The organism is Fulverythrobacter ferritrahens (genome assembly GCF_020539485.1).
Taxonomy (GTDB): Bacteria; Pseudomonadota; Alphaproteobacteria; order Sphingomonadales; family Sphingomonadaceae; genus Andeanibacterium; species Andeanibacterium ferritrahens.
Genome location: NZ_JACDXU010000003.1, coordinates 411,013 through 425,759, shown reverse-complemented (window position 1 = coordinate 425,759; position 14,747 = coordinate 411,013). Strand labels below are relative to the sequence as shown.

The following is a 14,747-nucleotide window of genomic DNA, read 5'->3' as shown; positions in this document are numbered from 1 at the left end:
CCCCCATGGCTAGTATCGTTCCTTCCTACCCCAACGCCAAAGATCCTTCCTCCCCGCTGGACATCGTACCGCTGACCGGCCGCATCGGCGCGGAAATCCGCGGTGTCGTCCTCTCCGGCGATCTCGATGCCGCTACCGTGCAGGCCATCGAAGCCGCCCTGGTGCGCCACAAGGTCATCTTCTTCCGCGGCCAGGAACACCTCGACAATGCCGAGCATGAAGCCTTCACTTCGCTGTTCGGCGATCCGGTGGCCCATCCCACCGTGCCGGTGGCGGAAGGCTCCAAGTACCTGCTCGAACTCGACAGCCAGGAAGGCTACGCCGCCTCCAGCTGGCACACCGATGTGACCTTCGTCGATGCCTATCCCAAGGGTTCGATCCTGCGCGGGATCACCATTCCCGAAGCGGGCGGCGATACGGTGTGGGCCAATGGCGAGACCGCCTATGACGAACTGCCCGAGGCCCTGCGCCAGCTGGTGAACAACCTCTGGGCGGTCCACAGCAACGATTACGATTACGCCGCCGTGCTGGGCGCCAATCGCGCCAGCGACGCCCAGCAGGAAGTCGTGAAGCAGCACAAGAACGTCTTCGCCTCGACTGTCTATGAAACCGAGCATCCGGTCGTCCGGGTCCACCCGGTGTCCGGCCAGCGCAGCCTGCTTCTGGGCCATTTCGTGAAGCGTTTCGTGGGGCTGAATCAGGCGGATTCGCAGCGCCTGTTCAATCTGCTGCAGGATCACATCACCAAGCCTGAAAATGTGGTGCGCTGGCGCTGGCAGGCTGGCGACGTGGCCTTCTGGGACAACCGTTCCACCCAGCATCGCGCGGTGGCGGATTTCGCCCTCCAGCGCCGCACCCTGCGCCGCGCCACCATTCAGGGCGAAGTGCCCGTGGCGATCGACGGCCGCACCAGCCGCACCGTCCGCAAGGAAAAGGCCCGCGAATACGAAGCGGCCTGATGCATCCGGCCGGCCGGGCACCGCGCCCGGCCGGCCTTTTCATGGAAAGGGCGCGGCACAGGCCGCAGCCCTGCAGGGGTTCAATCATGCATAAGAGAATTCTTCAGTCCGTCACCGCGCTGGTTTCCGTGGTGTCGCTGGTGGGGCAGGCCCACGCACAGGAACAGCAGCCCTATCAGGGCAAGGTGGGCCGCACACTGGCCGAGTCCACCGAATGGTGGCCCGAACCGGCAAAGGCGCCGCAGGGCGCGCCCAATATCGTCTGGATTTTGCTGGACGATGTCGGCTTCGGCGCGGCCAGCACCTTTGGCGGGGGCATTGCCACCCCCACGCTGGACCAGCTTGCCCAGCAGGGCCTGCGCTATACCAACTTCCACACAACCGCCGTCTGCGCCCCCACGCGGGCTTCGCTGCTCACCGGCAAGAACAGCTCCTCCGTCCATGTGGCCGGCTTTTCGCACACGATCCTGTCGGCGGGCTTTCCCGGATGGGATGGCCGCATTCCGGCGGAAGACGGAACCGTCGCTGAAATCCTGCGTGACAAGGGTTACAACACCTTCGCGGTGGGCAAATATGGGGTAACCCCGGATGAGGACGCCACCGATGCCGGCCCGTTCGACCGCTGGCCCACCGGCAAGGGTTTCGACCACTTCTTCGGCTTCCTCGGTTCACAGACGGACCAGTACAAGCCCGATCTGGTTGAGGATCAGGTCCATGTGCAGCCCGATGGCCGCCATCTGAACGAACAGATCACCGACAAGGCAATCGGCTATATCGATCGCCAGCAGAAGGCCGCCCCCGGCAAGCCCTTCTTCCTCTATTACGCGCCCGGCGCCACCCATGCCCCGCATCAGGTAGCCGCGGAATGGAGCGACAAATACAAGGGCCAGTTCGACGAAGGCTGGGACGTCTATCGCCAGAAGGTATTCGCTCAGCAGAAGAAGCTGGGCATTATACCTGCCAACGCCGTCCTCCCGGATCGCGATCCGGATGTGAAGGCCTGGAACTCGCTGCCGCCTGAGCAGAAGAAGCTCTATGCCCGCTTCATGGAGGTCTATGCCGGCTTCCTAACTTATACCGATCACGAAATCGGCCGACTGGTGGATCACCTCAAGCAGACCGGCCAATATGACAACACGCTGTTCGTAGTGATCGTGGGCGATAACGGCGCCAGCAAGGAAGGCACCGCCTATGGCGATATCGACCGCAGCCTGGTGGCCAAGCCGCTGACCGAACAGGAAAACATCGCCTATAATCTCGCCCGGATCGACCAGCTCGGTACTCCCAGCGCGATTGAAGGCAATTATCCCATCGGCTGGGCACAGGCCGCCAATACTCCGTTCCGCCGCTGGAAATCGGATGCCAACAGCGAAGGCGGCACCCGCAATCCCCTGATTGTTTCATGGCCGAAGCAGATCAAGGATGGCGGCACTTTCCGCGGGCAATATGGCCATGTGATCGACATTCTGCCCACCACGCTGGAACTGGCAGGGTTGCAGGCCCCGTCACGTATCCGCGGGATCGACCAGCAGCCGATCGAAGGCATATCGCTGGCCTATTCCATCAAGGATTCCGCCGCCCAATCCCGGCGGACCACCCAGCATTATTACATCTTCGGATCGCGGGGGATCTATCACGATGGCTGGAAGGCGGGCCTCGCCTATCCCAACCGCTTCGTGACCGGAAGCCCCGGCGGCGCCAAGCCCTTCGATGAAAATGCGTGGGAGCTTTACAACGTCAACGAGGATTTTAACGAACGCGTCGACCTTGCCAAGAAATATCCGGAGAAGCTGGCGGAACTGAAGGCCCTGTTCGATCAGCAGGCCCAGAAGTACGATCTCTATCCGCTGATCACCTGGGACGATGTCGGCAAAATCCATCGCACCGGACAATCGGGCACCTTGCAGGAAGAGATCGAGAAACTCGGCCGCCATCCGGGCGAACATTGATCCATCCGCATAATCAACATCCGGGCCGCGACTCCGTGGCCCGGATGCTCCAAGGAGGGGCAGGCATATCCCCTGCCCGTACAGCATGACCAAGCCATCCCCTGCGGCTCTTGCCCCCTCGCCCAGTTCCACCGGCTTCCACGCAATGGCCAAGCCAAGTGGGCCAGCCTGCAACCTGGACTGCACCTATTGCTTCTATCTTGAGAAGGAGGCGCTATTCCCCGGCAGGAAGATGCGCCGCATGTCGGACGAGGTGCTGGAAGCCTATATCCGCAACACGATCGCTTCCACTCCGTCCGGCCATCCCGTCCACTTCACCTGGCAGGGCGGCGAGCCGACCCTGCTCGGCATCGATTTCTATCGCCGTGCAGTTGAACTTCAGAAGCTGCATGGAGCTCGCCGCCAGATCGAGAATGGCTTCCAGACCAACGGCACGCTGATCGACGACGAATGGGCCGCCTTTCTGGCAGAGAACCACTTCCTCGTGGGCCTCAGCCTCGATGGCCCGCGCGAGATTCATGACCGCTATCGCCGCTATCGCTCCGGCGCCCCCAGCTTCGATCAGGTGATGGCAGGGTTGGGACGGCTGCAACAGCACGGCGTGGACTACAATGTGCTCGCCTGTGTCGACCGGCATTCAGCGCAGCACCCCTTGCAGGTCTATCGCTTTCTCAAGCGGCAGGGCGTGAAGTTCATCCAGTTCACCCCCGTGGTCGAACGCCTGGCGGGGCCGCGCGAGAAGGCGCTTGGGCTGGATTTGTCCGGCCCCGGTTTGGAAGAAAGCGAGGACGATGCGGGCCTTGCGCCGTTCAGCGTTCGCCCTGCCGACTGGGGCCGGTTCCTGTCGGTCGTCTTCGGGGAATGGTCACGCCGCGATGTCGGTGAGGTCTTCGTGATGAATTTCGAATGGACGCTCGCCTCGATGGTCGGCGCGCCGGGAGTGGTCTGCGTCCACCAGCCGACCTGCGGCCGCGCAGTGATCGCAGAGCATGATGGCAACGTCTATTCCTGCGACCATTTCGTTTATCCCGAATATCGGTTGGGCAACGTGCTGGAAACCAGCCTTGCCGCCATGATCGACAGCACCCGGCAGCAGGCCTTCGGACAGGCCAAGGCCGATACCCTGCCCCGCCAGTGCCGCGCCTGTCCCGCTCTTAACCTGTGCTGGGGTGGATGCCCCAAGCATCGTTTCACCAGCACGGCGGAGGGCGAGCCGGGGCTCAACTATCTGTGCGAGGGCTATCTGCACTATTTCAACACCGCTACGCCTACCCTCAAACGCATTGCGGAATTGCTCGCTAACGGCCGCGATGTGCGAGACGTGATGAAGATGCGATGATCTAGCAACAATCGGAGACAAGTTGCCATCCGACCGATAGAACCGGGACCGCCCTCCGCGCGAAGGGCGTCTAATCGGCGACATTGTAACTCGGCGCACGATCTTCGTCCTGCCGTCGGCCCTTGCGCCCAGTCAGGCGCAGCGCCAGGAACACTGGACGCCCGGTGAGCCTTCCGCCAGATGGCTGTAGACCGGCAGATATGTCCGCGCGTGGTGCCTTAAGGCCTGGCCGAGGTCCGCCGGATGCTTGCTCTCGATTCCTCATCGCCTTGGCGAGGCATCGCGGCGTCCTCCCCACTAGCCCTCACCAACCGGCGCACTTGGCTGGACAGCCCTCTCGCACCTTGACAATGCGAATCATTCTCAATAGCTGGCGCGACAGATGAGAATGAGTTGCAACAGAGGAGGCAAAGTGTCCAAGATTAAAAGCCTGCGGTCGGGCCGTGTCATGGCTGCAATTGGTTTGTCCCCTTTCGCTTTGGCGGTGAGCCAAGCGGCGCTGGCCGAAGAAGCCGAAGGGGATGCCGCAGGTCGGGAAATCGTGGTTACCGCAGCTGGTTTCGAGCAAAAGATAACCGATGCGCCGGCCAGCATCAGTGTCGTCACCGCCGAAGAATTGCAGCAGCGCCCCTATACCACCCTGATCGATGCCGTCCGGTACCTGGAAGGCGTAGACGTCGGCGAAACTTCCGACAAGACCGGACAGCGCACGATCAGTATCCGCGGCATGGGTTCCGATTACACGCTCGTACTGATTGACGGACGCCGCCAGAACAATCACGGTGACATCTATCCCAACAGCTTTGGCGGGAACCAGTTCAATCATATTCCCCCGCTCGATTCCATCGAGCAGATCGAGGTTATCCGCGGGCCCGCCTCGACACTATACGGGGCCGATGCCCTCGGTGGGGTGATCAATATCATCACCAAGAAAGCCCTCGACCGCTGGTCCGGGTCTGCAACCATTGGCCGCAGCTTTCAGGAAGATACAGCGTTTGGCGACGATATGACGTTCGACGCCAATATCAGCGGCCCGCTGGTTGCTAACCTGCTAAGCGTGAAGCTGCGCGGATCGCTATACAAGCGCTATCCGTCGGAGCCCGATTTCGCTCCGGTGACGGATCCGGCCGGAGTTTCGCATGTCCGCGGCCTCGGCTTTGGCGGCGGCGGCAAGACCGTCCGCAACACCAATAGGAACATTGGCGGTTCGCTGAACTTCACGCCGGCCGATAATCAAAGCTTCATCTTCGACATCGACTACTCGCGTCAGGAGTACGACAATACCCCCATCACCGATCCCGACACGGGCGTGACCACCTATCCGCTGGGAACGCTCGACGGCATCGCAAGCATCTGGCGTGCATCTGGTGGGGTTGTGCAGCCGCGCGTCGGCTATACCGAAAAGCAGGTTTTCGACCGCCTGAACTGGGCAGTCACTCACAACGGCGATTGGGGTTTCGGTCGCAGCTTCGTCTCGCTCGCCTATGTCAAGACGAACAACAAGGGACGCACAATGCCGTTCTCTGTTGTCGAGCGGCAGCTTCTCCAGCAGATGTGGAGCGGCACAGGGGCCTATGCAGGTTTGTCGACCGCTGAGCGACGCGCGATCGCAGAGGAGACCTTCCTGCCCCGTCCGCTACGCAAGCTTGAGAGCAGTCAGTATACGCTGGATGCCCGATTGGACATTCCTGTCGAAAACTTCGGCGGCTCGCACCAGTTCGTGATTGGCGGGCAATATATCGACGGCAAGCTCGATGATGGCGTGTTCGGCCTCGAAGCGTCTGCCGGTGGCGTCGCCGCCGTGCAGGATCACCGGATCTGGTCGCTGTTCGCCGAGGACAACTGGACTCCGGTGGAAGGGCTTACTATCACCGGCGGCGTGCGCTACGATCACCATAACCTGTTCGGCGGCCACTTCAGCCCCCGCCTTTATGCCAAGTACAGCCTGACGCCCGCCCTGACGCTGAAGGGTGGCATCAGCACCGGCTACAAGACGCCCAAGACGACGGATCTTTATGACGGCATTCGTGGGTTCGGCGGCCAGGGCACCAGTCCGATGGTCGGCAACCCCGATCTCAAGCCGGAAACCAGCGTCAACGGCGAAATCGCGCTGTACTGGGATCCCGCGCCCAACAGCGGGATCAACGTCACGCTCTTCCAGAACGAATTTGATGACAAGATCGATACCGCCATCGTGCAGCCTTGCGATCTGACAGGTTTCGTGCGCCCCTGCGCCAATCTTGGCGACTATTACGCTATCCTGGGATTGGGTGCGACGATCAGCGTGCCGTTCAATATCGACAAGGCTCGTATCCGGGGTGCTGAAATCGCCGCTCGTCATGAGCTGATCGAGGGGGTGATGCTGCGCGCTAACTACACCTTTACCGATAGCAAGCAGTTGAGCGGGGCGTCGGCGGGGCAGCCGCTGACCAATACGGCCCGCCACATGGCGAACGCATCGCTCGACTGGCGCGTGTCGGAAAGCCTGTCCACGCAGCTTTCAGCAGAGCATCGTTCGAACCGTTATCGCGGCGTGGATGCCAGCGGCAAGCACCTCTACTACAAGAGCTACACCGTTCTCAATCTGAGTGCGCAGTACCGGCTGACCGATTTCCTGACGATCAGCGGGCGGGTCAACAACCTGCTGAACAAGGATTTCCGGGATTACGATGTCGACTTCGGCACGCCGGTGAATGGCGCCTACACGCCAACCTACATTGATCACTACAACAATAAGGACAAGGCGCGCAGCTACTGGGTCAGCGTGAGCGCCCGCCTCTGACGAGTTCGTCAGTCCGTTGAAATAGGAAGTGGCGGCCTTCGTTCGCGCGAGGCCGCCGCCCGTCACGGGCGAGGTGGTTTGCGAAGACCGCATTGCGGCGCCGGCACGGATTTGATCATCGACGCACTCACTAAGAATCCGATCTTTGATCGGATCGCTTCTGATTGACCTAATGCCCGGATGTGGCGGCAGATTTCATCTTCCGTCGCATCCGACAACGGCTCGGCACCCGGCCATCCTTTTGAACGGTATTGTCAGAGCGATTAGACAGTGCCGAGCCAAGATGAACCATCCCGAGGAGGCTATTGGCCAGTCGGCCGTATCGAGTGGCGATGGCGCGGTTTATCTTGAGATAGCCGATCATGCGCTCCGTCGCCGAAACCTTCGATAGATAGTGTCCAGCTACCCTAGTTTGGCGATATGTCTCGCGAAGAGCTGGATTGTACGATGAACAGACACCCGGTTACCGAAGCGGGGGGCTGTCAAAGTCCTTGGAGAGACGGCGGTTTCGGTTGAGCCAAGCCAGTGTGCGTTCAACGACTCAGCAGCGCGGGAGGACGACGAAGCCCTTGGCCGCGTCGGACTGTTTAACGATCTGGACGGTCCATTTGCCGATCCGTCGCAGCCTCCCCTCAGCTTGTCTCCAGCATAGCCGCCGCCCGCAGCAGCGGCCACTTGCGTGGGCGGCCCACAGGGAACGGCAGTGGAAGCCGCGGCTCCAGAACCGCATTCGAGAAGGGCCATTCGGCGTCGGTCAAATCGCTTGGCAAAGCCGTTTGTGCACGGGCGTTGAGCGACCGAGGTGTGTCGGTCCACATCGTTGATCTCCAGAAGTTTGCTGCAAAACCCCCAGAATCCACGACTGGGCAATCAGCAAGCTAACCCACTGATACCAATAAAATTATTTTCAGATCAGCCCCTTAATTCATCATTAATCATTCGAAAATAGGCGTGCCGCCGAGATCACTTCACTTGGGGAATATTCGGTGGGCACAGAATTTTTTAGCGCGCGCATGGCAATGCAGACAAGCGGATGGCTTTCAGGGGCATCGCGCGCAGCATTGGGTGGTGCTTTGGCTGTGGGCGGCCTGGCACTGGCCCCGGCCGCTTGGGCGGAACCTCTGCCAACTATCGGTCGTGATATTCTGTTTACAGACGGCAACAGCGTTTCTGTTTCTTTGGATGATGGCGAGGAATATACTTCGTACGACATCGGTTATCGTATCGAGCAGCGCGGCGGCGGCAGCATCTCGATGATCAACTATGGCCTGATAAGCAACGCGACCATTGCGGCCATTCAGGGCCTTGCTGATGCAGACACCACGGGCTTCATCAACCTGCAGCAAAACGGCACGATCAGCGCCTCTGAAGTTGGATTATACGCAAATCATGCGGGAAGCGGTGCCATTACGATCAGCACTGCAGTCGGTTCCTCAACGTCTACCCGGTCCGAGGCTGTGCACGCTATCCACAGTGGATCAGGCGCTATAACAGCAGAGCTGTTTGGCAGCCTGTCCTCAGAGGATGAAGCTGTCATGATTGAACACCAGGGCAGCGGAAACGTGAGCGTGACAGTAGGCGAGGACGCTTCGATTACCTCGCAAAACCCCGCCGTATCTGTTGTGCGCGAACCGCAAGGCGGCCAGTCCGGCACGGGCAACACTTCGGTGGTGTTTGACACCGGCTCTCTCGTACGCTCCCAATACTACGGCCTCTATGTCAGCAACAAGGCCGCGGGCAATGTGGATGTGGACCTGCGCGGGACGATCCAGGTCGGCTCACCCAGCTGGGGGAACTTCTACGCTGGTGCCTGCGGCGGGATTTACGCCCTCCAATTTGCCGATGGCGACATGAACATTACGCTCAGCGGCCTGCTTCAGACCGGCATGAACGGCATTGGCGCTTATATGCCTGGCTATCAGCCGGAAGGCTCGCTCAACCAAGGTAATATGCGCATTACCCTGGCAGAAGGCGCCGCCCTTTTTGCCGAGGTGAACGGGATTGATACGGCCATGTACCGCGATGGTGATTTGATCATCTCGTTGGCCGAAAATACTCTTTTGCGCGCAGGCAGCAACGCCATTTACGCCACCAAGGCCGGCAACGGTGCCTTTAGCATTACCAATGCAGGGCAGATCAGCGGTGGCAACCACGGCATCGCCGCCATCAGAACCGAAGCGGGCCTGCTTTCGATCTCCAACTCGGGGCACCTTACAGCCCAAGACGTGGCCATGTTTGGCTATGCTGCGGCGGGTGATATCGAGGCGGTAAACACCTCGACTGTTGGCTCCACTCACATGGGCGATTCCATGCCGTTGACCACCGGCGTGTTGCTCAACGCTGCAGGCTCGGTGACCTTTACCAATTCCGGGCTGATCGAGTCCCATTCGAACAGAGGCGTTGCTTTATATGGCAGCACGATTGCGCTCGAAAACAGCGGCCACATTGATGGTTCCGTAACCTTCGCCGCCTTCGTCGAGGATTTGAAACCCGGATCGGAAATCACGGTTGCCTCCGCTGAAGGGCCGGATTTGCCGACCCTGGACAGTGCCCGATTCATCAATACGAAAACCGGCTCATGGTCTCTCAACGGTACGTTCAGCGACCTTGGCGCCAATGCGGTGCTGGAGAATTACGGCACGATCTATCTGAATACCGCTTCGAACTCCGACTTCGCTCCCCGTCTTCGGGCTGGCGCCATCATCAACAGCGGCGATCTGAGCCTGATGAATGGGACCCTCAGCACCGCGACGATTTATGGCGATTTGTCCTTTAAGCAGGGCGGCGTGCTTAGCCTTGACGTGATGCGCGATGATGCCGTGGGCGGCCCGCAATGGCTGTTGTCGGATACGCTGAAGGTCAACGGCCTGTTCGATAAGACCAATATGCAGCTGAATGTGAACGTGCTGGACGGCGGCACATTGCAGCGCGGGGACGGCTTTATCGTCGCACAGGCCAAGCGCTGGACTGGCAGCTTTACTCCGCAGTTCACCAGCATCTTTTTGGGCTTCCGCGAAGCAAAAGAAGGCGAATTGGACGCGCTGTACAAGGTGCCTCTGCCCGCGAGCGACGACGAACCGGCCCCGATCCTTGTCCTTGGCCCCAATTTGAAGATTGTGTACGATCAACTGCGTGATTTTGCGGCCGTAGCGCTTTCGCCCAACCAGACGGCAACAGCGCAAGGCCTGCAGTCCTTGGACATCCCGCCGCAGATGGACACCCGTGTGGCACAGCAGGCCAACCCGCTGTTTGATGCCGTTCTGCATCTGAACTCCGAAGCCGAAGCGCAAAGCGCCTTTGACCAGCTTTCAGGAGAATTGCACCCGGCCATCCGCACCGCCATGGCCGAAGATTCCCGCCTGCCGCGCAATGCCGTGCTGGGCCGTCTGGACGCGGTAGAAAAGGGCAGCCTGTGGGGCCAGATCTTCTACAACACCGGCACAAACGACCGCAGCACCCCCGACAATACCGCCGCTGTAACGCGCAACACCAAGGGCTTCCTCTTGGGCGCGGACGCCTCGCTTAGTGAAGACGTGGTGGTGGGCGTTGCCGGTGCCTACGTCGACAGCGATCTGGACCAGACCGCCCGCGCTGGCGAAGCAACCCACACCAGCGGCCACGCGTTCGGCTATATCGGCGCAAAGGCTGGCAAGCTGAAACTGAAGGCAGGTTTGGGCTATGCCTGGGGCGAAGCAGAAACCCACCGCGATGTCGCCTTTACCGGCTTTGAGGACCATCTGGACGCCACTTACGACACCACCCTGTGGCAGGCCTTTGCCGAAGCCGGTGTGCCCATGGCCTTTGCTGGCGGCACGGTAGAACCCTTTGCGCAAATCGCCCATGTCCAGGCCACCAGTGACGCCTTTGCTGAAGAGGGCGCAGAAGCGGCGCTGACGGCAGAAAAGGCCACCACCAAAACCACGGTGTCCACACTTGGCCTGCGCCTTGAAACAGCGGCCAACGGCGTGTTTTCCGTTGGCGGCATGGTGGGCTGGCAGCACAATTTTGGCACTCTGACGCCTGAGAGCCGCTTTGCCTTTGCAGGCGGAGACAGCTTCAGCGTTGCAGGGGCAGACCAGTCGCGCAATGCTGCCGTTATTGGCGTGGAAGCGCGCGCCAGGATTGGCAGCCTCAGCAGCATCGGCCTCGGCTATGACGGCGTTCTGGGCGCCAACAACGAAAACCATGCGGCCAAGCTGAGCTTCCGTCTGGCCTTCTAAGCGCAAGCACACAGCGCCGCTTTCCCCTGGAAAGACGGCACCTGAAAGGGCTGGTACGCAAGTGCCGGCCCTTTTTGCTGACGTCCAGGAGCAGGAAAACTGGCTTGCCGAATGAGGCAAAAGCTTGTGGGTGCTGTCAGTCTAGCTGCAACCTGTCTCTGGCAGGCACAGCTTGCCCTTGGGTGCGTATGCCTAGCCAATGAGGATCTGCCACTCAGCCAGGGCGGCCGAGCTGCGGGCCTTGTGAGTCCGGCGATCGACGAGATGGCGTTCCTGGCTGAAGTGATTGTGGACGTTTGCATGCACTGAAGCGAACTTCTGCAAGTTCTTCATTCGCCGGAAGCGCGGGATCGGCCGCCACATCGCGCCCTACCCCTGCCCTTACCAAGCCTGCACTTCGTCTGACCGCACCCTCGCAACGCTTCCGGCCTGCTCTATATCTCAAGTAAAATACTTGAAAACGCTGTTTGCGCCCGTAAGACTGCCCCATGCTCTCGCAAAAAACCCGTTACACAATTCGTGCTCTTCAACATCTGGCAGACCTCTATCCAGAGGGGCGGGCGCAAATGGGCGAGATCGCAGAAGCGCAAAATATCCCAGCCAAGTTTTTGACGGTTATCTTGTCCGAAATGGCTCGTGCCGGGATCGTACTTTCTCAGCGAGGACGCGATGGCGGTTATCAACTTGCGCTCCATCCGGTCGATATTCGCTATGGGGATATCGTGCGTATCACCCGCGGTTCGTTAGCGTTGGTCCCTTGCGCAAGCAGATACGCGCACGAAAAATGCGATCACTGCCTACCAGAAAGTGAATGCCGACTGCGGGCACTTATGTTGAAAGTCAGGGATGAAACGGCGGCAATTCTGGATTCCATCACTCTAGCGGATCCGATCGAGGGTGTTCCGGAATTTATTGAAGACCAGCTTTGAGCCACGGCCTATTCGAAACCTTCAAGCCAACGAGTGATTGCGGCTTGACCAGCCGCAACGGCGGAAGGGCCGTGTAAATCATGAGCTGCTCGCAACGAAGTTTCGCAACCACCAGCTTCGATAACTGACTCCGGCCATTCCTCGATCCAGGCGTCGAAGCGCGGATCGAGGCCCATTTCTGCATGGAACTGTAGCGCCAGAATATTGGGCCCCCGCCGGAATGCCTGGTTCTCGTAGACATGACTCGAGGCGAGCAATTCCACATTTTCGGGAAGAGTAAAGGTATCGCCGTGCCAATGCAGGATCGGCTGGTCCGCGATCGGCAAAAGCGGGTTGGCGGACACGTCCTCGTGTACGGTTACGGCATGGAAGCCCACTTCCTTGCGAGGGCCGGGGAAGACATGTCCTCCTAGCGCCTGAGCAATCATCTGCGCTCCGAAGCAGACGCCCAAGGTGGGGCGATCAGCTTCGAGCCGCTGGGCAAGCCTGCGCAACTGGCAAGTTATCCATGGGAAATGATCCTGCTCATACACGCCCATCGGACCGCCCATCATGATGAGGAGGTCCGGCTCGCACAGGTCCAGCGAAGAAAAATGCGGATCAGAAACGTCGATCCGGTCTACCTGATATCCTGCGCCCTCGATCGGGGCGCGGTAGCCGGCAATTCCTTCATAAGGAACGTGGCGTATGATCAGCGCTCGCTTCTGCCTCATCAGTACTCCTCTGGCAGGAAATCCGGAACAGAGAGATAGCGCTCTCCCGTGTCATAGTTGAAACCCAAAATCCGCGCATCGCGGGGCAGCTTGAGGATTGCCTGATCGATTGCGGCCAGCGTCGCTCCGGAGGATATCCCGACAAGCAAGCCCTCCTTTCGGGCAGAGCGCCGCGCCCACTCTCGTGCATCTTCGGCCTCTACGGGCAGGACTTCATCGATCAATGCTGTGTCGAGGTTTGGCGGGATGAAGCCTGCCCCAATGCCCTGGATCGGATGAGGGGCTGCTTCCCCGCCACTGATCACAGGCGAGAGCGCCGGTTCCACGGCGAATACCCGCAAGGCCGGCCAGCGGGCCTTCAGCACCCGTGCAACCCCTGTCAGGTGTCCGCCCGTGCCTACTCCGGTGACGAGGGCATCAAGCGGCTGTTCCTGGAAAGCGGAGACGATTTCCAGCGCCGTCGTCCTTTCATGAATGGCAACATTCGCCGGATTGGCAAATTGCTGCGGAATCCAGGCACCGGGTGTTTCGCGAACCAGTTCCTGGGCACGGGCAATTGCACCGGGCATGCCCTTCTCCCGCGGGGTCAGATCGAACTGCGCACCGTAAGCAAGCATAAGACGGCGACGCTCGATCGACATGCTCTCGGGCATCACCAGGATCAGGCGGTAGCCCTTGACCGCGGCGACCATGGCAAGACCGACGCCGGTGTTGCCGCTGGTAGGCTCGACAATCGTGCCACCTGGGCGGAGGCCGCCACTCGCTTCTGCTGCTTCGACCATCGCCAGTGCAATGCGATCCTTGATGGAACCACTGGGATTGGTGCGTTCGGATTTGATCCAAACTTCGGCTTCCGGAAACAGTCGCCCCAAACGGATATGTGGTGTTTGGCCGATGGTCTCGAGGATGGATTGTACTTTCATCGCGTCCCACCCCCAGCGCGCAAAAGCGTGTCGACAGCGCCACCGGCGAGGAGCGGAGTGGCGTCAGGAGTTCCCGCCGAGATTAACCTGCGGAGGAGGAAGCGGCCATAAGGCCAGTCTCTGACGCCTGCTTCTGAGTTGATGTGCCCCAGCGGACCTGCGTCAATCAGGCGGCTTCCCCATGCGCGAGCCATGCGTTTTGCCCGGCCATAGGATGCCCAGGGGTCGTTCCGGCTGGCGACCAGAATTGAGGGAAACGGCAGGCGCTTGCGAATGATCGGCGCGAACGGCGACAGTCTGGAATCAATGGGCGCCTCTTCGACTTCGGGCGGCGCGACGAGCAGCGCGCCAAACACCTTATCCGCGGCCGGACGCTCCAGGGCGTTCCACCACGCGACCGCATGGCATCCCAGGCTGTGAGCCACGAGAACCACCGGTCGGGTTGCCGTACTGATTGCGGCACCCAACCTGTCCGCCCAGATGGCTGGCTGGGGATTGTCCCACATTCCCAGATCTACCCGACTGCAATCGGGATTCTGGTTTTCCCAAATCGTCTGCCAGTGGTGTGGCCCACTACCACCGAGGCCGGGAACGATCAGCACTTGCGGCTGGTCCCGATTTTCCCGAAGACCATTCGTCATCTCGCTACTCCCTAGGCCCGTCCAAGCCCTGCCTTATCCCGACTTATAAGATAGGGAATTATCGAATAGGCAAACCGTTCCAATTTGTCGACCAAATTTGTAGAGTTTGAATTTTTGCGGCTTAATGGGGGATGTGAGGGGTGATGAAATGCCGTCTATCGAGCTGAATTATGGCTTAGTGGCAGGTCGGGATTGGCGATCTCGCGGTTTGGCCGATTTCCTGACGCTCGGCGCGATCCCCGTCCGGCGGCCGAGCCAGTGCGGTCCTTCCCCCTACTGAGTGCGGGGCTTC

General features: G+C 60.2%; 9 protein-coding genes and 2 pseudogenes. 6 read left to right on the top strand and 5 right to left on the bottom strand.

Features of this window, described 5'->3' with window-relative positions:
• Window positions 1-5 precede the first annotated feature (5 nt).
• The 4 genes from H0274_RS14195 to H0274_RS14180 all read left to right on the top strand — a co-directional run bounded on the left by H0274_RS14195 (window position 6) and on the right by H0274_RS14180 (window position 7,029).
• A complete protein-coding gene (locus tag H0274_RS14195; RefSeq protein ID WP_226796140.1) occupies window positions 6-959 on the top strand; it encodes a TauD/TfdA dioxygenase family protein in 954 nt (317 codons plus the stop codon).
• A gap of 86 nt (window positions 960-1,045) precedes the next feature.
• A complete protein-coding gene (locus H0274_RS14190) occupies window positions 1,046-2,908 on the top strand; it encodes an arylsulfatase (protein ID WP_226796139.1) in 1,863 nt (620 codons plus the stop codon).
• A gap of 145 nt (window positions 2,909-3,053) precedes the next feature.
• Window positions 3,054-4,247 carry an anaerobic sulfatase maturase gene (locus H0274_RS14185; RefSeq protein WP_264295653.1) on the top strand — a complete coding sequence of 398 codons (1,194 nt, stop codon included), beginning with the start codon at window positions 3,054-3,056 and terminating at the stop codon, window positions 4,245-4,247.
• Window positions 4,248-4,659: 412 nt separating this feature from the next.
• Entirely contained in the window at window positions 4,660-7,029 is a 2,370-nt protein-coding gene (locus H0274_RS14180; RefSeq protein ID WP_226796137.1) for a TonB-dependent receptor domain-containing protein, read from the top strand.
• Window positions 7,030-7,431: 402 nt separating this feature from the next.
• Here H0274_RS14180 and H0274_RS14175 read toward each other — a convergent pair.
• Window positions 7,432-7,692 (bottom strand): annotated as a pseudogene (locus tag H0274_RS14175) (IS5/IS1182 family transposase); the annotation flags it as partial.
• A 323-nt stretch (window positions 7,693-8,015) separates the two neighbouring features.
• Between H0274_RS14175 and H0274_RS15670 the strand changes: the two are divergent.
• Window positions 8,016-11,249, top strand: coding sequence for an autotransporter outer membrane beta-barrel domain-containing protein (locus tag H0274_RS15670; protein WP_226796136.1), 3,234 nt, complete (start codon window positions 8,016-8,018; stop codon window positions 11,247-11,249).
• 192 nt (window positions 11,250-11,441) lie between these two features.
• Here the strand turns inward: H0274_RS15670 and H0274_RS15715 are convergent.
• Window positions 11,442-11,606 (bottom strand): annotated as a pseudogene (locus H0274_RS15715) (IS6 family transposase); the annotation flags it as partial.
• Between the two features lie 131 nt (window positions 11,607-11,737).
• On the opposite strand from H0274_RS15715, the gene H0274_RS14160 reads away from it, so the two are divergent.
• The gene (locus H0274_RS14160; protein WP_226796135.1) at window positions 11,738-12,178 is read left to right on the top strand and encodes an RrF2 family transcriptional regulator; all 441 of its coding nucleotides are present in this window, start codon (window positions 11,738-11,740) and stop codon (window positions 12,176-12,178) included.
• Between the two features lie 8 nt (window positions 12,179-12,186).
• Here H0274_RS14160 and H0274_RS14155 read toward each other — a convergent pair whose 3' ends face one another.
• Genes H0274_RS14155 through H0274_RS14145 form a run of 3 tightly spaced genes read right to left on the bottom strand, consistent with a single transcriptional unit; the run spans window position 12,187 to window position 14,455 of the window.
• Complete coding sequence (locus tag H0274_RS14155) at window positions 12,187-12,891, bottom strand: glutamine amidotransferase (protein WP_226796134.1); 705 nt, start codon at window positions 12,889-12,891, stop codon at window positions 12,187-12,189.
• Complete coding sequence (gene cysK, locus H0274_RS14150; RefSeq protein ID WP_226796133.1) at window positions 12,891-13,814, bottom strand: cysteine synthase A; 924 nt, start codon at window positions 13,812-13,814, stop codon at window positions 12,891-12,893. The genes H0274_RS14155 and cysK overlap by 1 nt, the downstream gene beginning before the upstream one ends.
• A complete protein-coding gene (locus tag H0274_RS14145; protein WP_226796132.1) occupies window positions 13,811-14,455 on the bottom strand; it encodes an RBBP9/YdeN family alpha/beta hydrolase in 645 nt (214 codons plus the stop codon). Before H0274_RS14145 ends, cysK begins: the two co-directional genes overlap by 4 nt.
• Window positions 14,456-14,747 lie beyond the last annotated feature (292 nt).

Bases quoted from the DNA above. Each gene is read 5' to 3' on its own strand.
- H0274_RS14190 (WP_226796139.1), top strand. From the start codon at position 1,046: ATGCATAAGAGAATTCTTCAGTCCGTCACCGCGCTGGTTTCCGTGGTG.
- H0274_RS14185 (WP_264295653.1), top strand. From the start codon at position 3,054: ATGGCCAAGCCAAGTGGGCCAGCCTGCAACCTGGACTGCACCTATTGC.
- H0274_RS14145 (WP_226796132.1), bottom strand. From the start codon at position 14,455: ATGACGAATGGTCTTCGGGAAAATCGGGACCAGCCGCAAGTGCTGATC.
- cysK (WP_226796133.1), bottom strand. From the start codon at position 13,814: ATGAAAGTACAATCCATCCTCGAGACCATCGGCCAAACACCACATATC.
- H0274_RS14160 (WP_226796135.1), top strand. From the start codon at position 11,738: ATGCTCTCGCAAAAAACCCGTTACACAATTCGTGCTCTTCAACATCTG.
- H0274_RS14195 (WP_226796140.1), top strand. From the start codon at position 6: ATGGCTAGTATCGTTCCTTCCTACCCCAACGCCAAAGATCCTTCCTCC.
- H0274_RS14155 (WP_226796134.1), bottom strand. From the start codon at position 12,891: ATGAGGCAGAAGCGAGCGCTGATCATACGCCACGTTCCTTATGAAGGA.